Origin of the sequence: Mycobacterium sp. DL440 (assembly GCF_011745145.1) — a bacterium.
GTDB lineage: Bacteria > Actinomycetota > Actinomycetes > Mycobacteriales > Mycobacteriaceae > Mycobacterium.
Genome location: NZ_CP050191.1, coordinates 5,921,164 through 5,945,567, shown reverse-complemented (window position 1 = coordinate 5,945,567; position 24,404 = coordinate 5,921,164). Strand labels below are relative to the sequence as shown.

Below are 24,404 nucleotides of genomic sequence, written 5' to 3'. Positions count from 1 at the left end.
ACCCATGAGCGCAGACGGACCCCACCCTTCCGTCGCGGGCGACGATCTCGTCGTCATCGCCCGCGACGTCACCAAACGCTTCGGTGACACCCTGGCCCTGGACCACGTGTCCCTCGACGTCCGGCGCAGCGAGATGCTGGTGCTGCTCGGCCTGTCCGGATCGGGCAAGTCGACGTTGTTGCGCTGCCTCAACGGTTTGCAACCGGTCACCTCCGGCAGCGTCGAGGTCGGCGGCACCCACGTCGACACCGCCTCGGCCAAACAGTTGCGCGCACTGCGCCGCAATGTGGGGTTCGTCTTCCAGCACTTCAATCTGGTCGGGCGGCTGAGCTGCCTGGAGAACGTCCTGATCGGCGGGCTCGGCCAGCTGCGACTCCCCCGGTACGGCGCACTGACCTATCCGAGGGCCATGCGTGCCGAAGCCCTGGCATTCCTGGACCGCGTCGGTCTGGCCGATTACGCCGACCGCCGCGCCGACACCCTCTCCGGTGGCCAACAGCAGCGGGTCGCGATCGCCCGCACCCTGATGCAGAAGCCCGGCCTGCTGCTGGCCGACGAACCAGTGGCCTCGTTGGATCCCGAAAACGCCGGTGTCGTCATGGATCTGCTGTTCCGGGTGTGCATCGAGGAGAAGCTGACCGTGGTGTGCACGCTGCACCAGGTGGACCTCGCACTGGGCTGGGCCCACCGGCTCGTCGGCCTGCGCAACGGCCAGAAGATCCTGGACCGGCCCGCGGTCGGCATGACCCGCGACGACGTCATGGAGATCTACCAACGGGTCGATCCCACAGCACATTCAGCGGCCCGGCCGTCGTGAGTACCGACCTCACCGAACGGCCGACCCCCTCCGCCCCGGCGCCTGAGCGCAGGCCACTGCCCGGCCTGCTGCACCTGGTCACCGTCGCCGCGGTGCTGACCACGATCATCGCGGCGTGGTCGATCGACTTCGCCCCCGCGACACTGCTGAACGGGCTCGACGAGGTTGCCGCACTGTTGGAGCGGATGATCCCGCCGCGCCTGGATGATCCCGGCCGCATCGGCGGCCTGGCGGTCGAGACCCTGTTGATGGCCGTTCTGGGGACGGTGCTCGCCGCGATCGCCTCAGTGCCACTGGCCTTTCTGGCCGCCCGAAACACCACCCCACACCCGGCCGTACAGGCGGTGGCACGGGCCATCATCACGTTCTGCCGGGCCATGCCCGATCTCCTGTTCGCCGTCCTGCTCGTCCGGGCCCTCGGAATCGGGGTACTGCCCGGCATTCTCGCGCTGGCCATTCATTCCATCGGCATGCTCGGCAAGTTGTTCGCCGATGCCATCGAGCAAACCGACCCGGGACCCCGAGAAGCGGTGCGCAGCACCGGCGTCGGCTACTTCCGCGAGATGCTCAACGCGGTCGTTCCACAGGTGGTCCCGTCCTGGATCGCCACCTTCATCTACCGCATCGACATCAACCTGCGGATGTCGGTGGTGCTCGGCTTCGTCGGTGCCGGCGGCATCGGCTTCGCGTTGCAGGATGCCTTGCGCGGCTTGATCTATCCGCGAGCCCTGGGCATCGCCTGCGTCATCTTGGCGATCATCGCGGCCATGGAACTACTGTCGATCGTGATTCGGCGGATGCTGCTGGATTCGACCCACTCACACCCGGCACGTGAGCGCGCCGCCCGGTTTGCCTTCGGCGGCGCGCTGGCCGGTGTGTGTCTGGCGGCGTTGGTGGTGTTGAAGATCAATCCGGTGTCCCTGGTGACCTGGGTGGGGCCGGCCATCGAGGTGTTCACTCGGATGATCCCGCCCAACTTCTCGGCCCTCGGCAGCCAATTGTTCATCGCCGCAGGACAAACCGTCGCAATCGGCGTGGTGTCCACAGCCATCGGTGTCATGCTGTCGATCCCGGTCGGCATCCTGGCCGCCCGTAACGTCACACCGCACCCAGCGGTCTACTGGCTGGCCCGCGGCTGGATCCTGTTGGTGCGGGCCGTGCCCGAGCTGATCCTGGCCGTGGTGTTCGTCGCGGCGTTGGGGCTCGGCCCGGTCGCCGGCACCTGCGCGCTGGCCATCGGATCGATCGGATTCCTCGGCAAACTGGTCGCCGATGCCGTCGAGGAGATCGATCCGGGACCGCTGGAGGCTGTTCGATCTGTGGGCGGCGGCTGGTGGAAGACGTTGTTCGCCGCGGTGATTCCGCAAGCCATGCCGGCAATGGTCGGATCCAGCCTGTACCTGTTCGACGTGAATGTGCGGACCTCGACCATCCTGGGCATCGTCGGAGCCGGCGGTGTCGGCTTTCTGCTGTTCGAGTCGATCCGCACCCTGAACTTCGATGTGGCCGGCGCGATCGTCATCGTCATCTTTGTCATCGTCTACGCCATCGAAAGGTTGTCCGGATGGATCCGATCCCGCCTCGTGTGACGGTGGCCGCCGTCTGGACCGGCTCCGGTGTCGACGTGCGGACCGTCCCGGTTCCCGAACTCGGCACCGGAGAGGTGCTGGTCCGAGTGCGGCTGGCCACGGTGTGCGGCAGCGATCTGCACACCGTCATGGGCCGCCGTTCCGCGGCCTGCCCGTCGGTGCTGGGACACGAGGCCGTCGGCGAGATCGTCGCGACCGGTCCGGGCGCGGATGTGCGAGTCGGGCAACGGGTTATCTGGTCGGTGACGGTGGCCTGCGGTTCGTGCCGTCGGTGTCGGGCTGGGCTGAGCGCCAAATGTCTGTCGGTGCGCAAGGTGGGCCACGAGCCGTTCGACGGGGACTGGCCGTTGTCGGGTTCCTATGCCGCACATGTGGTTCTGCCGCGGGGCACCACGATCGCCGTGGTCCCCGAGACACTTTCCGATCCGGTCGCCGCGCCGGCCGCATGCGCGACGGCGACGGTGATGGCCACCCTGGAAGCCGCCGGTGAGCTTGCCGGGCGACGGGTTCTCATCAACGGAGCGGGCATGCTTGGCCTCACCGCCGTCGCGGCATGTGCCGCAGCGGGAGCCGCTGTGCAGGTGGTCGACCGCAACGCCGACCGCATGGCGTTGGTCCCGCGCTTCGGCGGCCACGCGTCCGACGGAGACCCGGTCGATGTGGCGATCGACTACACCGGGTCTTCCGCGGCCGTCACCGATGCCTTGGGCCGTCTCGACATCGGCAGCACGCTGGTACTCGCCGGCTCGGTCACCCCTGGGCCGCCGTTGGCGGTGGATCCGGAAACCGTTGTGCGGCAATGGCTGACCATCACCGGTGTGCACAACTACGAGCCCCGGCACCTGCATCGGGCCGTGGATTTCCTCGACCGCACCCGCGAACGCTTTCCATGGGACGCGCTCGTCGTCGCACCGGTGCCCCTCAAGCAGATCGCGTCGGCGCTCAACCCGCCGCCGCCCGGCAAGCTGCGGACAGCGGTCTGCCCTTAAACGCCGAAACTACGGGTTTTGACGTGACATCGTCGGAAAGACGTCACAACCCGTAGTTCCGCGGAAAGCCCGGAAAATAATCAGCCCTGGAAGACGCGAATCCAGTCGACCAGCATCTCGGCCGGGTAGTTGCCACCGCTCGGATCGCGGCCACCGGAGCCGCCGACGGCGATGTTGAACACCGGCACCAGGGTGTAGCCCGGATCGTTGAACGGCCAGTCCTGCAACGAGTTGGCCGGAACCTCGAAGAAGGGTTCCATGCCCGGGGCGTAGTCCTTCCAGAAGTACATGCCCTGCGGCGTCCACGACATCCGCCAGGTGTGCCACCCGCTGTCGATGGGATGCGGGTTGGTGGCGAAGGACTCGCCGTCCAGGCGGGCGTGCACCGTGGAGCCTGACGGCCAGTCACGGTTGCCATACCACTCGACCAGGTCGACCTCGCCACCGCGGACGGGATCGTCGTTGAGGAGCCAGAACGCGGGCCACGCACCGTCGGTCAGGCAATTGAGCTTGACCCGCGCCTCCCACGTGGTGCCGATGCCACCGCGCCAGTTTCCGACGACCTTGGCGCCCGCGTACTTCTCCTGCACCGTGGTGCCGGGGCCGCGGGTCGCGCGGATCACCAGGTTGCCCTTGCCGTCCTGGAATGCGTGGTCGGTGTCGGTGACGTAGCGGCCCATGTTGAACGGCTTGTCCCACTCGACCGGGTTCTTGATCATCTCGCGCTCGGGCACCAGATGCCACCACGCGGGATCGGGAGGGGTCCCGGCCGGGCCGTTGAACTCATCCTGGAACAGGTACGTCGGTGACGCCGCGGTAGCAGCCGGCGGGGTGGGCGCTCCGGGCGCTCCGGGACCAGGTGCAGCCGGGTCGGCGTTGGCCGTCCCGGTGGGCAGCGCTGCCGCTGCCACCCCCAGACCCATCATGAACATCACACTGCGACGATCCATCTCAGGCACAGCAGAACCTTAACCGAACTCTTACCCAGATATTCGACCCCTGCCCAAAGTTTCGTGGTTGCAAGCTCGTTTCCCCAGCTAGGGACACTGGTCAGGCGAGTCGTCCCGCACCGGAGCGTCGGCGGGCAGCGTGTAGGTCACGACGACATCGGCGTCGTCGGCGCCCTCGTTGGTGACCTGGTGGGCCACCCCGGCCGGGATGACGACCAGCTGGCCCGCCGTGTACACCGCAGGCGCACAGTCACCCGCACTCCGCACGACCACCGCACCGTCGTTGATCACCGACTGCTCCGGTCCGGGATGGGTGTGCCAGCCACTGCGGGCCCCCGGTTTGAGCAGCAGGCTCTGGACATGCAACGTGGTCGGCTGGCCCGCCGTCACGACCCAGATCGGCGCGGTGGTGGTGCCTTTGCCGAGATCGGTGCGCACGACGTCTCCCTCGGCGGGAGTTGCTGCAGCCGGTCCAGCGAACGAGCCTGCGGCGACGGTCGCCATGGCGCCCACGACGACGGCATGGATGCGCTTCATCTTTCCTCCCGGTTTTGACCGAGAAGGTACCGCCGAACGACGTACCCGGCAGCGTATTGCCGAACCCCGCTGTCAGTTCATTGTATTGACAATGCGCACAACACTTTTCGTGTACAGCGAGCCTCTTGACGTCAAGGCAGAGCGAGCGAAGGGCGCTTGCTCATGGTCCGCCGGCTCAACCTTTGCCAAGTACCGTTCAGCGACGGTCCAGCAACACCACAGGTCGTCAGGGATAGGGCTGGAACGGATTCTGCGGCTGCTGCTGCTGGTACGGGTACTGCGGTTGTTGCGGGTAGGGGTACTGGGGTTGCTGCGTTTCACCGCGGTTCGGCACCTGGATCGGAATGGGCACCGGAACGAACGGCACGGTGACGTACGTCGTCGTCATCGGGTTCGTCGTCGTGGTGGTCGTGGTCGGCGTGGTCGTGGTCGTGGTCGGCGGCGTGGTTGTCGTCGTGGTGGTCGGCGGGGTCGTGGTGGTTGTGGTCGTCGTGACAGGAGGTGGCCGGTCAACGCGTACGTCACACCACCGATGGCGACCAGGACCAGGGCTGCGGCCACCGCGAAAACCGTCAACGGCAACCGCTCCCACCCGCCGCGGGGTTGTTCAATGGGCCCCGTCGGCGGAACGTACTGCACGGCCGGACGTGCCGCGGTCTCGCTGCCGTAGGACTCCACCAAATCAGGGCCCGTGTAGGGCACCACGTCGTCGCCCGCGTCGTCTTCCGACCAGGCCAGCGCGCGGAAGGTGGACGAGCCCTCAGAACCTGCTGGGCCGGAAGGGATCCCGGCCGTCGGCGCCACCGCCGCCCGGCCCAGGGTGGGGGCCATGCCGGTCTGCGCATCGGCATCCGCGGCGTAGGCGGCGGACAACGCGGCACCGATCGCGGCATCCAGCGCCGGTTGCGGTGTAGTCACCACCTGCGCCTGCGAATGTTCCGAAAGCTGTTGGGTGACAAGCGGAATACTGGCCCCGCCACCGATGGTCACCACCGCTGAGACCGCTGGCCAGCTGATCCCGTTGCGCTCCAAGGCCTTTTCCAGCGCATCCAATACACCGGTGAGCGGCGCCTGCATCAGCCCCTCGAGTTCGGAACGGGTCACCCGCACCGTGGCCGAATATCCGGGCAGCTCGACCACCAGGTCGGTCGCAGTCTCTGCCGACAGCCGTTCCTTGGCCTGACGGCATTCCTCGCGCAGCCGGGCCAGGGAGCCGACTGCCACGGTACCGGCCGGATCGATGCCGCCGGCCTGAGCGACACCGTCGAGCACATGGGTCAGCAGCGCCTGGTCGATCTGATCGCCGGAGAAATCGGGATAACGGGTGGTCTCGTCGATCGGCTCGAAGGCCGACGTGGCGTCGGCCAGCGTGATGCTGGTACCGCCGCCGCCGAAATCCAGGAGTGCTACCACGCCGTTGGACGGCAGACCCGGGTTGGCGCGCAGCGCCGCGAGCGAGGCAACGGCATCGGGGACGAGCCGGGGCGGCCGCCCGTCGCGCGACAGGCTCGGGTTGTGCCGCAGCGCGTTACGCAGGGCCCGCAAGGTGGGTGCACCCCAGTGCGCGGGCACCGCGATCGCCAGCTGCTCGGAGGGTCCGCCGACCAGCTCGACCATCGCATCGAGGGCCTCGACCAACAGGGTGTCGGCGGGGTAGGACGCCCCGTCGGGCGCCACCAACGGCACCGGATCGCCGACCCGCTCGACGAACCCGCTCAAGGTGACACCGGGACCGGATTCGGGTACGCCGACCTGCGGCGTCCGGTCGGTCGACAAGGTCAACACCGAACGCCGGCTGACAGGTTGATTGCCGACACGCGCCGCAACCAAGTTGGTGGTCCCGATCGACAACCCCAACGGGCCGCTCATAACGCACGCCACGATAGCCGCAGCGCAGCCCCAAGGCCTTCCGACACTCCGCAGCGGCCAGGCCAAGCACGTTCCGGCGGTGCGCCTTTGACCACGTCAGCAACGTTAATGTGGCGCACAGGAACGGGCATGGTCACCCCGGACGAAGGTCAGATCAATGGACCGGCAAACCGTTTCAGCCCCTGTGACGAGCGTGCCGCCTCCACAGCCGAACGCCGCATCCCTGCCGCGAAAGCCTGCACGTTCGCCACAGTGGGCACAACGGGTATTGCGCCCGCCGGAGTTGTGCTCAAATGTCGGGCATGGGCGACATCGACGACATCAAGCAAGTCAAATACCGGTACCTGCGTGCACTGGACACCAAGCACTGGGACGAGTTCGCCGACACCCTCACCGAGGACGTGGCAGGCGACTACGGACAGTCCATGGGTAAGACCCTGCACTTCACCGACCGCGACGCGCTGGTGGAGTACATGAAGGCCTCATTGGGCCCCGAGGTCGTCACCGAGCATCGCGTCGCGCACCCCGAGATCGAGGTGAACGGCGACGAGGCCACCGCCACCTGGTACCTGCAGGACCGCGTGATCGTCGCGAGCATGAACTTCATGTTGTTCGGTTCGGCGTTCTACCACGACCGCTACCGCCGCACCGCCGACGGCTGGAAGATCAGCGCCACCGGTTACGACCGCACCTACGACGCCACCCTCTCGCTCGACGGGCTCAACTTCAAGCTGGAACCCGGTGCCGCCCTCAATCTTTGAGCTATTTCGCGACGGCGATCACGGCGCCAGGCCGTAGCCACTGCATGATCTTGACAAGCGTGGCGTCGTCGATCGCCACGCAGCCGGCGGTTGGCCCGCCATCAGTGGTGTGCACGAAGAACGCGCCACCGTTGCCGGGCACCCGCGCCTTGTTGACGCCCATGACCACCGCGTGCTTATAAGCCGTGATGTCGAGGTTCTCGGTGCCGCTGGCCGGATCGGTGTTGAACGGGCACTGCGCCTTCTTGCACACCTGCATGGTGTTGTAGGTCGGGCTCTTCATGTCCCCGTCCCACCAGTGGTCGGGCGTCACCTGGACGTACTGCAGCCCGCCACCGGGGTTGGGGGCGGTGCCGAACGCGAAGTCGAGGGTGAAAATGCCCATGGGCGTCTTCATTTCCCCGTCGTGGGTCTGCGGGGCCATGCCGTTGGAGCCGATGTTGGCGTCGATCCCCGCGCCGACCGGCTGCCAGCCCGCCGGCCCGCGTTGCCAGACATCCATCTTCGCCTTCGAACCACCCACTCCGACAACGGAAATCACCTGGGTGGCATTGCCCACCGAGGGGGCGAACCAGGGCGGGTCGACGGCACCGGCCGTGGGCGCGCATGCCAGAGCCAACACCCCGGCGCACAGCATGGCGAGCAGTCGGCGCATCCGTCCATCGTCGTCGGTGTCCCTCTCGGCCCGGTAAAGCTTGGGGCACGATCCGGTCCCGACGGCTACCTTGGCGACATGGACGTGCATGCGATCGGCAAGGGCCTGGGCACGTTGGACCGTGAGGTCTTCGAGGCGGTCGCCGAGTCACCGAGCCCACTGCTGGATACCGTGATGCCCGGGCTGACCAGGGCCGCAGACCATTCCAAGCTGTGGTTTGCCATCGCGGCCGCCATGGGTGCGCTGGGCAGCACGTCGTTGCGGCGTGGTGCCGGGCGCGGCGTCGTCAGCTTGGCCGTGACCAGCCTGGTGACCAACCAGGTCGCCAAACGGATCTGGCGGCGGCCACGGCCGGACCGCAGCCTGATCCCGCTGGCCCGGCGGGCCCGGCGCATCCCCACCTCGCATTCCCTGCCGTCGGGCCACTCCGCGAGCGCCGCGGCGTTCGCGGTGGGCGTCGGCCTGGAGTCCGCACCCGCCGGTCTGCCGCTGGCGCTGCTCGCCGGCCTGGTCGGCCTGTCCCGGGTGGCCACCGGTGCGCACTACCCCGGCGATGTGTTCGCCGGGTTCGGCATCGGCGCCGCGATCGCGGTCCTCGGCGCACGCATCGTCCCGACCATCCCGGCTGCCACCCTGCCGGCTTCGGATCCGTTGCGGTTCCACACCGAGCCCCGACTGGACGGTGCCGGTGTGGCACTGGTGATCAACCCGGCTTCCGGTGACGGGACGGGCGCGCGGATCGTCGACGATGTGCGAAAAGCCCTGCCGCGCACCGAGATCGTCGAACTCGGCGACGACGATGACATCGAGACGGTGTTACGCGAGACTGCTGCCCGCGTCGACGTGCTCGCGGTGGGCGGCGGCGACGGCACGGTGGCCTGCGCGGCGGGCATCGCCGTCGAGGCAGGTGTCCCGCTCGCGGTGTTCCCCGGCGGGACGTTCAACCACTTCGCCAAGGACATCGGCTGCGATTCGGTGGCCCGGACCGTCAAGGCCATCACCGAAGGCACCGCGGCCTACGTCGACCTGGTGTGCCTCAACGAGGAACGCATGGTGATCAACACCGCCAGCATCGGCGCGTACCCGAACTACGTGCGGATGCGTGAGAAGCTCGAACACCGGATGGGTAAGCGCCTGGCCGGGATGTACGCGCTGTATCTGACGCTGCGCCGGGAGGCCCCGGTGCGGATCAGCTACGACGACAAGACACTTGAGACCGAGTTGTTCTTCCTGGGCAATTCGACGTACTTCCCGTCTGGGTTCGCCCCGTCGCTGCGACCGCGTCTTGATGACGGTCTGATCGACGTGCGGATCCTGGAAACCGGGCGGCGTTTCAGCCGGCTGCGCATCGCGGTATCCGTGGCGTTGGGCCGGCTCGAACGCAGTCCGCTCTATCACGAACTTCGGGTGCCGGAGTTCCGGTTCGTCGCCGTCGACGGACCCACCGCCGTCGCCTACGACGGCGAGGTGGGCGAGGCGATCACCGAGGCCAGTTTCAGCGTGCGCTACCGGGCGCTGCGGGTGTTCCGTCCACTGCCGTGACCGTCGGTGAGTACGGCGGGTACAGCAGGAACACCGCCGCGAACCAGACGTAGCCCAGCGCCCACCCGGCCACCACATCCGAGGGATGGTGGACGTTGAGCACCACCCGGCCCACGCCGATCGCGATGACAACCACCGCCCCGGCAGCCGCCCACCAACCCCGCAGCGCGGGCCGGAGCACGGGCCAGGCAAGCGTCAGCAGCGCCGGCACCGCCACCATGACGCCCATCGCATGCCCGGACGGGAACGACGTGGACAGGGCGTGGACCAGTGCCGTGGACGGGCGCGGACGATCGACCAGGGACTTGGCCAGCTCGGTGATCACCGCGCTGAGCTCGACGGTCAGCACCAGGTACCAGGCGATGCGCCGCCGGCGACGCACCAGCGCGACGACGATCATCACCAATGCCAGCAACCGGAAGGCAAAGGGCCCGAGCACGGTGCAGAACACGTCCCAGGCCGTCACCCAGCCCGGGTGCGCCGAGCCGAACCGGTACGGACCTGCCAAGCCCGCGGCGTCGACGTCGGCGAGCCAGGTCCACTGCCTCGCGTAGCCGATCCACAGCGCCGCATACACCGCGACGGCCGCCACCACGCTCACGATCAGCCACCTGTCCCGGGTTTTCACCAGATCATCTCTACCAGCTCCAACCGATTTGCCATGTTTGCGCGCTACCGTCGAAGACATGGCACTGATCCTGCGGAAGCTGATGCACATCGGCGCACTGCCGGATGGCCTGCGCGCGGAGGCCGAAGCCGAAGGCATCCTTTTCCTGGCCGAATACATCCCGGTGACGAGGCGTTTCACCGGATCGATCCCGGGAACGCGCTCGGCAGGCAGTGTCGCCAGTTATGCCGGTTCACTGGTTCTGACGAACTATCGGGCACTGGCCACCATGTCCACCCTGCCCAAACTCGCCGGCCGCAGCATCGACCAGCCGTGGGCAGCCCCGCAGGTCGGTACTGTGCACGCCGAGATCAGCGAGACCGGGCTCACCCTGCAGGCCGACGTGGCCCAGATCGACCGGCGCGGTCACGGGAAGCTCTCGCTGCACTACAAGACGGAGATTCCGGCCGAAGTGCTGGCGCGGCTGCCCCGCCGGTCCCTGGCTTTCGACGTGGGCCCGGAGTACGTGTTCCGCGCGGTCGGCGTGCCGTATCACCCGTAGCAAATAACGTGCTCGGGCTGAGCCAAACGGTTGCGGGCCGCGCATTCAGGCTGTTCGGTCGTAGGGTGGACGGAAAGGATGTGACGTGACCGAGCCGCAACGGCAGAACCTGTTGATCGTGCACTGGCATGATCTCGGCCGCTATCTCGGCGTGTACGGCCACCCGGATGTGGTCTCCCCACACCTCGACCGCCTCGCCGCCGAGGGGGTCCTGTTCACCCGCGCCCACGCCACCGCACCATTGTGCTCACCGTCGCGGGGCTCGCTGTTCACCGGCCGCTACCCGCAGAGCAACGGACTGGTGGGCCTGGCCCACCACGGCTGGGAGTACCGCGCCGGAGTGCGCACGCTCCCCCACTTCCTCGCCGAATCAGGTTGGCACACAGCCCTGTTCGGCATGCAACACGAAACCTCGCAGCCGGCCAATCTGGGGTACGACGAGTTCGACGTATCGAACTCGTTCTGCGAGTACGTCGTCGAGCAGGCGTCCGAATGGTTGGCCGCGCCACCGCAAGAACCGTTCCTGCTGACCGCCGGGTTCTTCGAGACGCACCGGCCGTATCCGCGCGACCGATACGAACCGGCCGAGGCCGACGACGTCGCGGTCCCCGACTACCTGCCCGACACCGCTGGGGTGCGTGACGACCTCGCCGAGTTCTACGGATCGATTGCGGTAGCTGACGCGAAGGTCGGCGAACTGCTCGGCACTTTGGCCGCGACCGGTCTCGACGAGAGCACCTGGGTAGTGTTCATCACCGATCACGGACCGGCGTTGCCCCGGGCCAAGTCGACGCTGTACGACGCGGGCACGGGCATCGCGCTGATCGTGCGCCCGCCGCGTGGCTCCGGCATCGCGCCGCGCCGCTACGACGAACTGTTCAGCGGGGTTGATCTGCTGCCCACCCTGCTGGAACTCCTCGGCGTCGAGATCCCCGACGCGGTCGAAGGTCTGTCACACGCCAGCAACCTCACAGCAACTCCCACGGAAACGGCTGAGGTCCGTTCCGAGGTGTACACCACAAAGACGTACCACGATTCTTTCGACCCCATTCGCGCCATTCGCACAAAGGAATACAGCTACATCGAGAATTACGCGGCGCGACCATTGTTGGATCTGCCATGGGATATCGCCGACAGCCCCTCCGGACGGGCACTCGACGAGCGGGTGAAGGCCCCCCGGCCCGGCCGTGAACTGTACGACCTCGTCGCGGACCCGACCGAGCGCAACAACCTGCTGGGACCGGACGCCACCGACAAGGCTGAGGCGATCGCGAACGACTTGGCACTGCTCCTGAACGACTGGCGCGAGAAGACGCTCGATGTCATTCCCTCCGAATTCGCCGGCACCCGCATATCGGAGCGTTACACCGAGACGTATCTACATATCCACGGCCATCCGGCCAGCAGCAGATCGGCCATCGCTGCCGACCGTGGCATCACCGATACCCACCAATAGTTTTCATCACGGTGAATGAAAACTCTTGACGCCTACTTAAATAGGCGCCGCAAACCAATCATGGTTAGAGTCTCGCCCATGCCAGATCATCCGACGGCCTACCTGGTGCTCGCATCCCAGCGCAGCGGCAGCACCTTGCTGGTGGAATCCCTGCGCGCCACCGGCATGGCCGGCGAGCCCCAGGAGTTCTTCCAGTACCTGCCGACCACCAGCATGTCGCCGCAACCGCGGGAATGGTTCGCCGGCGTCGAGGACGAGTCGATCCTGCGCCTGCTCGACCCACTGGTCGAAGGCAAGCCAGACCTGGCTCCGGCCGAGATCTGGCGCGACTACATCCGCACCGTCGGCCGTACCCCCAACGGCGTGTGGGGCGGGAAGCTGATGTGGAACCAGACACCGTTGCTGCTGGAACGTGCCGAGGGCCTGCCCGAGCGATCCGGGCCTGGCCTGCTCGCCGCGATCCGCGACGTCACCGGCGGCGACCCGGTGCTGATCCACGTTTACCGGCCCGACGTTGTGTCACAGGCGGTCTCGTTCTGGCGGGCGGTGCAGACCAGGGTGTGGCGCGGCCGGGCCGATCCGACGCGCGATGCGCGGGCCGAGTATCACGCGGGCGCCATCGCCCACGTGATCACGCTGCTGCGGGCCCAGGAGGAGGGCTGGCGCTCCTGGTTTGCCGAGGAGAACATCTCCCCCATCGACGTGTCCTACCCGTACCTGTGGCGCAACCTGACGACCGTGGTGGCCGCGGTGCTGGAGGCGCTGGGCCTGGACCCGCGCCTGGCGCCGCAGCCGGTCCTGGAACGTCAGGCCGATCAGCGATCCGACGAATGGGTGGATCGCTACCGCCGCGATGCCGAGAAGGAGGGGTTGCCGGTATGACGGCCACGACCGATCTACTGCACGTCGACGAATTGCGGCTGCTGGAAGCCGAAGCCGTGCACATCATCCGCGAGGTGGTCGCCGAACTGCAGCGTCCGGTGCTGCTGTTCTCGGCGGGCAAGGACTCCATCGTCCTGTTGAGGTTGGCCGAGAAGGCCTTCCGCCCTTCGGCGTTGCCGTTCCCAGTCCTGCACGTGGACACCGGGCACAACTTCGACGAGGTCATCGAGTTCCGCGACCGTCGCACCACCGGGCTTGGTCACAGGCTGGTGGTGGCCTCGGTGCAGGAGACCATCGACAGCGGCCGTGTCGCCGATCCCGGTCCGGGCGCGTCCCGCAACCGGCAGCAGACCCGGACCCTGCTGGATGCGCTGGAGGCCGGCGGATTCGATGCGGCGTTCGGCGGTGCGCGCCGCGACGAAGAACGGGCCCGGGCGAAGGAACGCATCCTGAGTTTCCGCGACGAGTTCGGCCAGTGGGATCCGCGCGCCCAGCGCCCCGAGCCGTGGTCGCTGTACAACGGCCGGATCCGCAAGGGTGAGCAGGTCCGGGTGTTCCCGCTGTCGAACTGGACCGAGCTCGACATCTGGCGCTACATCGAGCTGGAAAACCTTGAGCTGCCGTCGATCTACTTCGCCCACGAGCGCGAGGTGTTCGAACGGGACGGCATCCTGCTCGCGGTCTCGGAGTATGCCCAGCCGGCCGGCTCTGAACGGATGGCCGTGGAGTGGGTGCGCTACCGCACGGTCGGCGATCTCACCATCACCGGAGCCGTCCGGTCGCAGGCCACCACCATCGACCGGGTGATCACCGAGATCTCGGCGGCCACCGTCTCCGAACGCGGCGAGACCCGGGCCGATGACCGAACGTCCGTCGCGGCGATGGAAGACCGGAAACGCGAGGGGTACTTCTGATGACTGGACGTCAACTTCTGCGCATCACCACCGCGGGTTCGGTGGACGACGGCAAGAGCACCCTGATCGGCCGCCTGATGCACGACACCGACAGCCTGCCGCTGGATCATCTTGAGGCCGTTACCGATTCGGAAGGCGTTGCTGATCTGGCCGCGCTGTCCGACGGGCTGCGGGCCGAACGCGAGCAGGGCATCACCATCGATGTCGCCTACCGCTTCTTCTCCACCGACACCCGCAGCTACATCCTGGCCGACACGCCAGGGCATGAGCGCTACACCCGCAACATGTTCACCGGCGCCTCGAATGCGCATGTGGCGATCCTGCTGGTCGATGCCCGGGCCGGGGTGCTGCGCCAGACCCGCCGCCACGCCCGCATCGCGAAGCTGCTGGGTATCAAGCACTTCGTCGCCACGGTCAACAAGATCGACCTGGTCGACTTCGACAAGGGCCGGTTCGCCGAGGTCGAGCGTGAGCTGCAGCAGGTCGCCGACCGGCTCGGCGGGCTCGATCTCACCGTCATCCCGATCGCCGCCAAGCTGGGCGACAACGTGGTGCACCGCTCCGAGCACACCCCCTGGTACGACGGGCCGACGCTGCTCGAATACCTCGAGGGCGTCGAACTGGCTGCGCCGCATGCCGATCCGGCCAGCCTGCGCCTGGCGGTGCAATGGGTGTCCCGGCCGACGGCGGAACAGCGTCGCCGCTACACCGGCCGGCTGTCCGCGGGCACGCTGCAGGTCGGCGACCCCGTGGTGAGCCTGCCGGCCGGTACCCGCTCCATCGTGACGGCCGTGGACACCCTGGACGATGAACGTGCGGTAGCCGTTGCACCGCTGTCGGTTTCGGTCGAGCTGGCCGACGACATCGACGTGGGTCGCGGCGATGTCTTCGTCAGCGACTCCTCGGATGCCGCTCCTCCGGTGCTGGCCCGCGAAATCGACGCGACGGTGTGCTGGTTCTTCGACGATCCACTGCGCGCGGGCGACCGGCTGGCCCTCAAGCAGGGCACCCGCACGGTGCGGGCCACAGTCCAGGAGTTGCACACCAAGCTGGACCCGGAGACTCTTGACGAGGTCGAGGCCCCGGTTGAGCTGGCACTCAACGACATCGGCTCGGTGACGTTGCGTACCAGCTCGGTACTGATCGCTGACAGCTATGCCGACAACCGCGACAACGGAGCGTTCATCCTGATCGACGAGGTGTCCAACGACACCGTCGGTGCCGGGATCATCCTGCAGGCCCGCGAGCTCAAGCCGAGTGGGCACAACCGCTCCGACATCAAGTGGCATCCCTCGTCGCTGGATCGCGACTACCGGTGGAACAGCACCGGGCAACGCGGCGCCACGATCTGGTTCACCGGCCTGCCCGCGTCGGGCAAGTCCACGCTGGCGGTCGCCGTCGAGCGGGCCCTGGTCGAATCGGGTCAGGTGGCCTATCTGCTCGACGGGGACAACCTGCGCCACGGCCTGTCCGATGATCTCGGCTTCTCCGCCGGCGATCGGACCGAGAACATCCGCCGCGTCGGACATTTGACCCGGCTGCTGGCCGATGCGGGTGTCGTGGCGCTGGCCTCGCTGGTCTCACCGCTGAAGTCGGACCGGGATACCGCGCGGGCACTCAACGATGCCGCCAAGCTGCCGTTCATCGAGGTGCATGTGGCGACACCCGTCGAGGAATGCGCACGCCGGGACCCCAAGGGGCTCTATGCCCGGGCCCGCGCCGGCGAACTCAAGGGGCTCACCGGCATCGACGCCCCCTATGAGGCGCCCGAGAACCCTGATCTGGTGCTCGACACCACTGGCGCCGTCATCGACGACCTGGTGCAGCAGGTCGTCGACCTGCTCAACACCCGTCGCTAACCGGTGATTTGGGTGCGGTTAGCGGCGGTGCGCGCCGCTGATTGCACACAAATCGCGTCGATGACGCGGTCGGCGTGGGTGAGGTAGATCCCGTGGGCCGCACCGGGGATCTCGATGAGTTGTGCGTGTGGCAGCAGCGCGGCAGTACGCCGTCCGGTGAGTTCGATGGGTGTCGATGCGTCGACGTCGCCGTGGACCAGCAGTACGGGCAGGTCGAGTTCGGCGAGCTCGGCCCGGTAATCGGTATGGGCGCCCATCCGCTGGGTGGCGAGCAGGGTCTCAACAGGCACGGCAGCGATCTGGTCCACGGTCCACTCGACGATCTCGGGTGCCACGGTGTGGGGCCCGAGGAACGGCGGGATGTTGTCGATACACCATTGCCGCACATCACGTTCCAGCTCGACCAGCATGGCGTCGAGCATCGCCTCGGGAACACCGTCGGGGTTGTCCGCCGTCTTGACCACCAGCGGGAGTTGCCCCGCCACCAGCACCGCGCGGTTCACCCGAGCCGTTCCGTGACGGCTGAGGTAGCGCCCGATCTCACCGCATCCCAGGGAATGCCCCACCAACGTCACATCGTCGAGATCCAGGTGTTCGAGCACTCGGGCCAGGTCGTCGGCCAGCAGATCCACGGTCCACTCACCTTCGTAGGCACCCGAGCCTCCGTGCCCGCGCCGGTCATAGGCGACACAGCGAAAACCCTTGTCCACCAGGGTGTTTGTGATCAGCCTCCACTGGCCCGAGTTGAGCCCCCACGAGTGGGTGAACACCAGGACCGGCCCGAACCCCGTATCGGTGTAATGGATGTCGGTGCGGTCGGCGGTCTCTAACGTAGGCATGCCCTCATCGTCACGGAGTGCGGTGGGGAAATCGATTACGTCGTAGGTAATGCCTACCGCGCGACTTGCGCCACCACGAACACCCGACGGAACGGGAAAAACGTGATGCCGTCGGCGCGCCGAGGGTAGGCCTCGGCCAGCATCGGGATGATGGCCTGGCGGTATTGCTCCCACATCTCTTCGCTCAGCCGACCCTTGACCTGTGTCAGAGCCGTCCCGGTGATCCAGTCCAGAACCGGTGTCTCACCGGTCAATTGGTGCACGTAAGTGGTCTCCCAGGCGTCCACCGCACACCCCGCATCAGTCAGCAGCCCGGCGTATTCGACGGGCGTGTCCACCTGGCCGACATCGCGCCACGGCATGTCGCGCAGCGGCTCGATGAACGGTTCACGACGGGCCAGTTCCCGCACCGCATGATGGGACGGGGCATCGAAATTGCCCGGTACCTGGAAGGCGATCCAGGATCCCGGCGCCAACTGCCCGGACCAGCGCACCACGAGTTCGCGATGGGTGGGCACCCACTGCAGTGCTGCGTTGGTGATCACCACATCGGTGTCGGGTTGCGGCGTCCACTCCTCGATCGCCCCAACGTGTGCTTCGAGCCCGCGGGCCTGCGCTGCCGCGACCATTTCCGGGGAGCTGTCCCAGGCCTCCAGCGTCGCTCCCGGCCAGGGCTGCGCGAGCGTCTCGGTGAGGTTGCCCGGCCCGCAACCCAGGTCGACCACCCGACGTGGCGCCTCCGCAGCGACTCGCGTGAGCAGGTCGTAGAACGGCCGGCCCCGATGGTCGGCGAAGGCGAGGTAGGTGTCCGGATTCCACATGCCCCGATCATGCCCGGAACCAAGGTCGATATCGTCGGACGCGATGGATGAATCGGAGAAGGTGCGGAAGATCTGGACGGAGCTGGGTCTTCCCGGCATCGTCGACGTGCACACGCACTTCATGCCCAAGAACGTCATGGACAAGGTGTGGCAGTACTTCGACAGCCAGGGCCCGATGATCGGCCGGGCTTGGCCCATCACCTACCGTGCGGGCGAGGCCGAGCGGGTCGCCACGCTGCGGGAGTTCGGCGTCCGGAGGTTCTCCTCACTGATCTACGCGCACAAGCCAGAGATGGCCGTCTGGCTCAACCAGTGGGCGGTCGGCTTCGCCGAGGACACCCCGGACTGCCTGCACACCGCCACGTTCTTCCCGGAACCCGAGGCCCCCAAGTACGTCGCGGATGCCATCACCGCAGGTACCCAGGTGTTCAAGGCGCACATCCAGGTGGGCAACTACGACCCGAACGATCCCCTGCTCGACGAGGTCTGGGGGCTGATCGAGGACGCCGGCGTCCCGGTGATCATCCACTGCGGTTCCGGCCCGCTTCCCGGCCAGTTCACCGGCCCGGACCCGATTGCCAAGCTGTTGGGCCGCTATCCGCGACTGGTGCTGATCGTCGCGCATATGGGGATGCCCGAGTACTCCGCCTTCCTGGATCTCGCCGAGCAGTTCGAGCAGGTGAGGCTGGACACGACGATGGCGTTCACCCCGTTCGTCGAGGAGACGATGCCGTTTCCCACCTCGGAGACAGACCGGCTGATAGGACTCGGTGAGCACATCCTGTTCGGCAGCGACTTCCCGAACATCCCCTACGGCTACGCCGAGGCCATCCACCACCTGATCGACCTGCCGGGCGTCGACGACGCCTGGCGCCGCAATGTCCTACACGACAACGCCGCGAAGTTGTTCGGACTGAGCTGAGCAGTTGGCTAGCATCGGGAAGCGTGGAGCCGTCCAGCGCAGATCCGGTCGAACCCCCGATCCCTGTTCCCGACGTTCCCGGCGGTGAAGCCGGTGCGTGCGGCCTGCCACGCCGCTCCGACCTGACGCTGAAGCAGCGGGCCATCGTCGACACCTCCGCGATCGCCGACATCGCGTTGCGCACGGGCGTCGCCTCGATCGTGGCCACGTCGATGGTGCCGACCACGCTGGCGTCGATGTTGCACCCTTCCGCGTCGCGGGCCGAGCACGACCACATGCGGTTCTACGCGGATCTGGCGGCCGCACAGGATCCCGCGGTGTCATTTCCGGCGCCCACCCGGCCGCCCCGGGTATCCACCCGCCAGGCGAATCCGGTGGCCGAGATGATCGCCCACGGCCGGGTGGAGAACGTCCGGTTCGACAGCAGCTTCACCGCGATCAATCCGGCACTGCGCGAAATGTGTGACGGGTTCACCCGCAACAACGTGGTGCGGGCCCAACACTGGCGCCACGACGACGGACCGCACCCCACTCTGTGTGTGATCCACGGTTTCATGGGATCGCCGTATCTGGCCAACGGCCTGTTCCTGTCGTTGCCGTGGTTCTACCGCTCCGGCTACGACGTGCTGTTGTACACCCTGCCGTTTCACGGTCAACGCGCTGAACGGTTCTCACCGTTCAGCGGCTACGGATACTTCTCCCACGGGTTCGCCGGCTTCTCTGAGGCCATGGCCCAGGCCGTGCACGACTTCCGTTCGGTGATCGACTATCTGGAGTACACCGGTGTCGACCGGATCGCCCTGACCGGTATCTCGCTGGGTGGGTTCACCTCGGCCCTGCTGGCCAGTGTGGACGACCGGATTCAGGCCGTGGTCCCGAATGTTCCTGTGGTGACGCCGGATCGCACGGTCGACGAGTGGTTCCCGGCCAACAAGCTGGTGGCCCTGCAGCGCCGGGTGGCCAGAACCGATCCTGCGTTGACCGCAGCGGCAGCGCGGTATGCCTCACCGCTGAACTACCGACCGCTGGTGCCGAAGGAGCGACGAATGATCATCGCCGGCCTCGGCGACCGGCTGGCTCCACCGCAGCAGGCCGAAACGCTGTGGGAACACTGGGATCGCTGTGCGTTCCACTGGTTCCCCGGCAACCACCTGATGCATGTGAGCCAGCCGGACTACCTACGCCGGATGACCCGCTTCCTGCGGGATTTCATGTTCGACTGACCGGTGCAGCAGCGCCTGCGGCGGCTCGGCGGGAGTGCCGTCCAGACGGTCAGCGGACAACGGGTTGAGCGCCGCCAACGCCGGACGGTGCCGGCCGCCTGCCGGTTTCAGGCCTGCCAGGGGCGCCTTGCGTGCGGGCCGGTCCTCGGTGCGGATCGCCGCCCCCACAGTCAGCTGCGGTTGGGTGGGAGATCCGGTGAACTCCAGGGCCGTCCAGGTCTCCTGGGCCGGCAGCGCGCCGATCCCGGCCAGCACGGCGTCCAGCTTGTCGCCGACGCTGACGCGGTAGGCCGCAACGAATCCCGAATCGTCCTTCACCCCGCGCCAGGTTTCCTTGCCCGGGTCGGGCAGCGGGGAATCCACCCCGCCGACGAGCGTGACCGTCCAGCCCTGCTCACGCAGGTGATCGGCGAGCCGGCGCCCGACGATCTCGGTGGTGTCCCGCAACGGGATTCGCGACGAACGAGCGCGGAGCGCATCGAGATTGTCCACAGCTGCCACGGTCAGGCTGATCCAGCTGCGGCGGGCGCCGCCGGCGTCGCGGTGGGTGATCCTGACCTTGTCGCAGCGGATGCCGTAGCGGTCCAGGTAGCTGACCACCACCGGCAACTGGGCCGGGTCCGCGGGATCGACGCGCAGCGTGACGGTCTCCGCGTCCGACTGCTCGGCCGCGTCGTTCTTGGAGTGGTTGCGACGCCACATCCCCAGGTGCCGGGCGAGCCTGGTGGTCAGGAACAACCCGCCCCACCAGGCCAGCAACAGCACCACTGCCGCCACGGAGACTCCGAGCACCCACCGTTCGGTGTTGGTCTGCCATGGCCGGGCCAGGACGGCTGCGACGATGAACAGCGACGCCAGCGCGAGTCGGGCGGTCATGTGGTGGGGTCCTTCCGTCGGTATGCGGCGAAGGCGACGGCGATGGCCGCCAGCGCAAGTGCTCCGGTGCCGGCGAAGGCGACGATTCGGCCGGTGTTGTCACGCGGAGCTGGTTCTGGTGGTGCGGCAATGGGTTTGCCTGCGGGAGCCACCGGTCCGTCCAGCGGCATGTCGGCGACATCCCAGGTGAGTGCGGCCACCGGATCGACACCGCCGGCGCCGATGACGTTCGACGGCGAGCGGGCGGCGCCCTGGGCCGTCGTGGTCAACCGGTGCATCACCTGGCGTGCGTTCAGATCGGGAAACTTGCTGCGCACCAAGGCCGCAACGCCGGACACGTAGGCCGTGGCGTAGCTGGTGCCGCTGAGCGGAATCAGCTTGCCCTGGTCGGTGGGCAGCGCATTGGCCAACCCTCCGCCGGGTGCGTTGCTCACCGAGGAGATGTTCTCGCCCGGCGCCGAGATCCCCACCCAGGGTCCGGCCATGGTGAATCCCGACGGCTGGCCGGTGGCGTTGAGTGCGCCGACCGACAACACGTAGGGCTGCCACCACGACGGGATCGACACCGAGGAAACGCCGGCCCAGTTGCGCGGATCGTTCGGAGTTCCGGACAGCGGATTGGACCCGCACGCGGACCCGGTGGTGACCCCGCCCTGGGTGTTGCCCGCGGCCGCGATGATGACCGCGTCCTTCTCGAGCGCCGCATAACGCAGTGCCGCACCGAGTTCGGTCTGGTCGATCTGTTTGTCGGCGGGCAGGCACGTCACCACCGAGATGTTGATGACGCGCGCACCCATGTCGGCGGCGCGCACCACGGCCCGGGCCAGACTGGCCACATCCGCTGCGGCGCGGGTCTGAGCGGCATCGGCGCTCGGAGTGCGCGGGGCGAATCGCGGTGAGTTCTGCCGGATCGAGATCAACCGGGCTTCCGGCGCCACCCCAGAAAATCCGTCGGCTCCGGGTTGGCCGGCGATGAGCCCGGCGACCGCGGTGCCATGGCCGTCACAGTCGGTCAGGCCGTCAGTGGATTCGATGAAGTCTCCACCGCCCTCGACGGGGGGCAACCGTGGTCCTGGCTGTACCCCGGTGTCGATGACGGCGACGGTCTGGCCCTGTCCGCGGCTCTGCTTCCACGCACCGGACAGGTTGAGCGCGAGCTGATTCGGGTTGACTGCTCCGGGATCGGTACCCGGCCTCGCCTCGGTGGTGACGCATGCCGAACGCTGCGCCATCGCTTCCACCGGGCCGGCGCTGCCGGCCGGTGGGGCGATCTGCGGGTCGACCTCGGGCGGGCTGACCGCACCCGCCGACGGGGAGCCGACCAACAGCACCAGACCGGCTGTGGCCAGAACACCCAGGGTTTTGTGGATCACCGATTCATCACCTGTCGAGAACGAGGCTGAACAGCCCGATGAGGAAGGCCATCACCGGAATCAGCGAAGCGTCGAGCCCGGTCGCCAGGAAGCCCACCAGGCGCCGCATCGGCAGCGAGTAGGTGTCCGGCGACGCCGCCCGCGGATTCAGTGCGGCGAAAACCCACACCACGACGAGCACCGCGAGCACCGCCAGCGCCAACCAGGCGGCCTGGTACCGGCCGTCAATCGCGAAGGCTGCCAACAGGACAACGGACAGCAGGTACGGATGCCCCAACAGCCAGGCCTTGCAGGAAGCCGAGTCCCACACGCGAGCCCGCAGGACGGCGCCGAGCGCGGCAGCGACCACGACATACCAAGCCCACGGCGAGGCGGTCGGCGAAGCGACCAGGGCCACCGATCCGGCGACACCGAGCAGCACACCCGCGGCGATCACGCCGGTCTGATGCGACTGGCTCACCCGGACCCGGCGCGGCAGGTCGGCCAGCACCGAAAGCGGATGTGCCGACGGAGACGGATCACCCGGCGCCGGAATGACCGGCAGCGGGAAGCGGGCCCACATCGCGGACAGTTGCGCGGCCTGCACGGTGACCACCAGGGCGATCAGGATCAGGGCACACCCGATCACGGTCGAGTTGATCTCCCACAGCGAGGCCGCACCGGCCACCAACAACACCCCGACTCCGGCCACCGTGGTCGCGGTGAACACCGCGATGCCCCGATCGTCGGGCGAGCTGGCCATGCTGATCAACGACCATGCGGCCACTCCGGCCGCGGCGAGCAGGATGCTGGCCGCACCGAAATCGCCTGGCACACCGAGTGCGAATGCCGCGGCGACGGGGACGAGTGCGGTGACAGCCAACGCGGTGGCCAGAGCCCCCGACCGGCCCCGGGTCGACAGCGCGGCGAGCACGGTGGCGATGGCGATACCGCCGACCACGAACAGCCCGAGCAGCTCACCAGTCAGCACGCGGTGGGCGACGGCCAGGCCGGTGCCCACCAGGATCAGCCCGATCAGGGCCAGTGCCGCGCCCCGCGCGATGTGCGCGGCGCCCCAAGGGCGGCGGCGGGAAGCCGAGAAGATCACGGCCGCGTCGGCGATGTCCTCGACGATGCGCGGGGCAGCCGGGCCGGCAGGAACGGCCTGCAGCGCAAGCAGATCCCCGTCCACCACACCGACGGTGTCGAGCGTGGCGTCCAGGCTGTAGGGCGCACCGCCCACCGGGGCCAGGCTGAGCCGCACCGGGTCGTCGGCGCCGTTGTCGCCGCTACCGGCACGGTCGCCCCCGGCGTTGGGGGGCAGCACGATGCGCTGGACCGCGGGCAGAATCTCGCGCAGCGGCAGCTCGGACGGCAGGGCCATCTCGGTCAGCCGGCCACCGTCGTCTCCAGCGGCCAGCACGGCCACCCGGACGATCGGCATCACAGTGTTGTCGGACATTCCTATGCTTTCTGGGTTCTTCTCATGGAGCGCGAATCTCGATGGGATACATCGCGATTGGATAAATCGTTGTTGACGACTTCGCTGTCGAAGTCGCGGATGAGCGGTTGGTCGGGGAACCACGAGCCGCTCGGCAGGGAGGCGGTGAGCCGTTCGATCGCCATCGCGATCGCGTCGGCAGTTCCCGCCGTGAAGGTCGAAATCCACTCCCCGTCGAAGGCTTTCGACGGGGAGACCAGAATCCGGCCCCCGGGGGTGTCGATGATGCTGACCCCCACCTGGGTGGTGACCCGGTGGCCGTCGCGGTGCTCGCCGGCCACGATCTCGACGTACGTCCGCCGTCCGTCGAACACCGCCTCCACGATCGGGCGGGCCGAGGCCGGGACTCCGAGGAATCCCAGCACTTCGGTCAGCGGGCTGCCGTTGCGGATCTGCTCGTCGGCACGGGCGCCGGCCGCGGCCGGCAACGCGAACTCGTCGAACCGCGCCGGCCTGCGCTGCGACAGCCCAGCCGTGAGCACCGGACCCAGGCCGTGCGGGTGGGTGATGTCCATTTCGGTGAACGTCACCAACTGCGCGTTTCGCAAGACCACAACCGTGCGACCGTCTCTACGGGCCACAATGCCGCGCAGGAGATCCCCCGGCCCGGAGACAAACCGCAGGTCCAGCCATTGGGTCGGTCGGCAGGCCAGCCGAACCCATTGCGCCACCCGCGGATTGACTCCACCACCGGCGTCGAGCACGCCCATCCGGGTCAGTTCAGCGGCCTGTTCGGCGGCAAAGCCGGGCTGCTGTGCCGGTTCGCTGTAGGGAGGCGTGATGGCCAGCACCCACGGGTACGCCCCGGCGCCGAGTACCTCGGCGAGGTACCAGGCCTGATCGGTGGTGAGCTCGACGGCGTTAGCTCCGGTGTTCAATGC

At 67.7% G+C, this 24,404-nt stretch carries 22 protein-coding genes and 1 pseudogene; 12 read left to right on the top strand and 11 right to left on the bottom strand.

The genetic code is table 11. The features are described 5' to 3' along the window. Window positions 1-4 precede the first annotated feature (4 nt). From phnC to HBE63_RS28920, 3 genes are read left to right on the top strand one after another with little or no spacing between them, the layout of a single operon-like run. A complete protein-coding gene (gene phnC, locus HBE63_RS28930; RefSeq protein ID WP_166908414.1) occupies window positions 5-817 on the top strand; it encodes a phosphonate ABC transporter ATP-binding protein in 813 nt (270 codons plus the stop codon). Further along, window positions 814-2,406, top strand: a complete 1,593-nt coding sequence (gene phnE, locus HBE63_RS28925; protein WP_166908412.1) for a phosphonate ABC transporter, permease protein PhnE — start codon at window positions 814-816, stop codon at window positions 2,404-2,406. Before phnC ends, phnE begins: the two co-directional genes overlap by 4 nt. After that, entirely contained in the window at window positions 2,382-3,395 is a 1,014-nt protein-coding gene (locus tag HBE63_RS28920) for a zinc-binding dehydrogenase (protein WP_166908410.1), read from the top strand. The genes phnE and HBE63_RS28920 overlap by 25 nt, the downstream gene beginning before the upstream one ends. Before the next feature lie 80 nt (window positions 3,396-3,475). Here HBE63_RS28920 and HBE63_RS28915 read toward each other — a convergent pair whose 3' ends face one another. From HBE63_RS28915 to HBE63_RS28905, 3 genes and pseudogenes are all read right to left on the bottom strand, one after another. Then, window positions 3,476-4,345, bottom strand: a complete 870-nt coding sequence (locus tag HBE63_RS28915; RefSeq protein ID WP_166910358.1) for a family 16 glycosylhydrolase — start codon at window positions 4,343-4,345, stop codon at window positions 3,476-3,478. A gap of 87 nt (window positions 4,346-4,432) precedes the next feature. Further along, complete coding sequence (locus HBE63_RS28910; RefSeq protein ID WP_166908408.1) at window positions 4,433-4,882, bottom strand: cupin domain-containing protein; 450 nt, start codon at window positions 4,880-4,882, stop codon at window positions 4,433-4,435. Window positions 4,883-5,108: 226 nt separating this feature from the next. Further along, a pseudogene (locus tag HBE63_RS28905) lies at window positions 5,109-6,751 on the bottom strand (Hsp70 family protein). Between the two features lie 302 nt (window positions 6,752-7,053). Here HBE63_RS28905 and HBE63_RS28900 point away from each other — a divergent pair. Continuing rightward, window positions 7,054-7,512 (top strand): nuclear transport factor 2 family protein, encoded by a 459-nt coding sequence (locus tag HBE63_RS28900; RefSeq protein WP_208301241.1) that lies wholly within the window; start codon window positions 7,054-7,056, stop codon window positions 7,510-7,512. Window position 7,513: 1 nt separating this feature from the next. On the opposite strand, the gene HBE63_RS28895 is transcribed toward HBE63_RS28900, so the two are convergent. Continuing rightward, window positions 7,514-8,167 carry a L,D-transpeptidase gene (locus tag HBE63_RS28895; RefSeq protein WP_166910356.1) on the bottom strand — a complete coding sequence of 218 codons (654 nt, stop codon included), beginning with the start codon at window positions 8,165-8,167 and terminating at the stop codon, window positions 7,514-7,516. 78 nt (window positions 8,168-8,245) lie between these two features. Between HBE63_RS28895 and HBE63_RS28890 the strand changes: the two genes are divergently transcribed. Then, on the top strand, window positions 8,246-9,709 hold the full coding sequence (locus tag HBE63_RS28890; protein ID WP_166908404.1) for a bifunctional phosphatase PAP2/diacylglycerol kinase family protein: 1,464 nt from the start codon (window positions 8,246-8,248) through the stop codon (window positions 9,707-9,709). Here HBE63_RS28890 and HBE63_RS28885 read toward each other — a convergent pair. Then, entirely contained in the window at window positions 9,663-10,337 is a 675-nt protein-coding gene (locus HBE63_RS28885) for a phosphatase PAP2 family protein (RefSeq protein ID WP_208301240.1), read from the bottom strand. The two genes, HBE63_RS28890 and HBE63_RS28885, sit on opposite strands and share 47 nt — an antisense overlap. A 58-nt stretch (window positions 10,338-10,395) precedes the next feature. On the opposite strand from HBE63_RS28885, the gene HBE63_RS28880 reads away from it, so the two are divergent. From HBE63_RS28880 to cysC, 5 genes are all read left to right on the top strand, one after another. Next, the gene (locus tag HBE63_RS28880; RefSeq protein WP_166908402.1) at window positions 10,396-10,878 is read left to right on the top strand and encodes a hypothetical protein; all 483 of its coding nucleotides are present in this window, start codon (window positions 10,396-10,398) and stop codon (window positions 10,876-10,878) included. Window positions 10,879-10,963: 85 nt separating this feature from the next. Beyond that, window positions 10,964-12,334 carry a sulfatase gene (locus tag HBE63_RS28875; RefSeq protein ID WP_166908400.1) on the top strand — a complete coding sequence of 457 codons (1,371 nt, stop codon included), beginning with the start codon at window positions 10,964-10,966 and terminating at the stop codon, window positions 12,332-12,334. Between the two features lie 78 nt (window positions 12,335-12,412). Next, on the top strand, window positions 12,413-13,216 hold the full coding sequence (locus HBE63_RS28870; RefSeq protein ID WP_166908398.1) for a Stf0 family sulfotransferase: 804 nt from the start codon (window positions 12,413-12,415) through the stop codon (window positions 13,214-13,216). Next, entirely contained in the window at window positions 13,213-14,130 is a 918-nt protein-coding gene (cysD, locus tag HBE63_RS28865; RefSeq protein ID WP_166908396.1) for a sulfate adenylyltransferase subunit CysD, read from the top strand. Before HBE63_RS28870 ends, cysD begins: the two co-directional genes overlap by 4 nt. Then, entirely contained in the window at window positions 14,130-15,989 is a 1,860-nt protein-coding gene (gene cysC / locus HBE63_RS28860; RefSeq protein WP_166908395.1) for an adenylyl-sulfate kinase, read from the top strand. Before cysD ends, cysC begins: the two co-directional genes overlap by 1 nt. Here the strand turns inward: cysC and HBE63_RS28855 are convergent. Beyond that, window positions 15,986-16,828: an alpha/beta fold hydrolase gene (locus HBE63_RS28855; protein WP_166908393.1), complete on the bottom strand. Its 843-nt coding sequence runs from the start codon at window positions 16,826-16,828 to the stop codon at window positions 15,986-15,988. The two genes, cysC and HBE63_RS28855, sit on opposite strands and share 4 nt — an antisense overlap. A gap of 53 nt (window positions 16,829-16,881) precedes the next feature. Then, window positions 16,882-17,649 carry a trans-aconitate 2-methyltransferase gene (locus HBE63_RS28850; RefSeq protein WP_166908392.1) on the bottom strand — a complete coding sequence of 256 codons (768 nt, stop codon included), beginning with the start codon at window positions 17,647-17,649 and terminating at the stop codon, window positions 16,882-16,884. Between the two features lie 43 nt (window positions 17,650-17,692). Between HBE63_RS28850 and HBE63_RS28845 the strand changes: the two genes are divergently transcribed. Next, window positions 17,693-18,571 carry an amidohydrolase family protein gene (locus HBE63_RS28845; protein ID WP_166908390.1) on the top strand — a complete coding sequence of 293 codons (879 nt, stop codon included), beginning with the start codon at window positions 17,693-17,695 and terminating at the stop codon, window positions 18,569-18,571. A gap of 23 nt (window positions 18,572-18,594) precedes the next feature. Further along, window positions 18,595-19,794: a S9 family peptidase gene (locus HBE63_RS28840; protein ID WP_166908389.1), complete on the top strand. Its 1,200-nt coding sequence runs from the start codon at window positions 18,595-18,597 to the stop codon at window positions 19,792-19,794. Here HBE63_RS28840 and eccE read toward each other — a convergent pair. From eccE to HBE63_RS28820, 4 genes are read right to left on the bottom strand one after another with little or no spacing between them, the layout of a single operon-like run. Continuing rightward, window positions 19,750-20,670: a type VII secretion protein EccE gene (eccE, locus tag HBE63_RS28835; protein ID WP_166908387.1), complete on the bottom strand. Its 921-nt coding sequence runs from the start codon at window positions 20,668-20,670 to the stop codon at window positions 19,750-19,752. The genes HBE63_RS28840 and eccE overlap by 45 nt on opposite strands. Then, a complete protein-coding gene (gene mycP, locus HBE63_RS28830; protein WP_166908386.1) occupies window positions 20,667-22,043 on the bottom strand; it encodes a type VII secretion-associated serine protease mycosin in 1,377 nt (458 codons plus the stop codon). The genes eccE and mycP overlap by 4 nt, the downstream gene beginning before the upstream one ends. A 7-nt stretch (window positions 22,044-22,050) precedes the next feature. Next, on the bottom strand, window positions 22,051-23,484 hold the full coding sequence (gene eccD / locus HBE63_RS28825) for a type VII secretion integral membrane protein EccD (protein ID WP_166908384.1): 1,434 nt from the start codon (window positions 23,482-23,484) through the stop codon (window positions 22,051-22,053). A gap of 2 nt (window positions 23,485-23,486) precedes the next feature. Next, complete coding sequence (locus tag HBE63_RS28820; protein WP_166908382.1) at window positions 23,487-24,401, bottom strand: ESX secretion-associated protein EspG; 915 nt, start codon at window positions 24,399-24,401, stop codon at window positions 23,487-23,489. Window positions 24,402-24,404 lie beyond the last annotated feature (3 nt).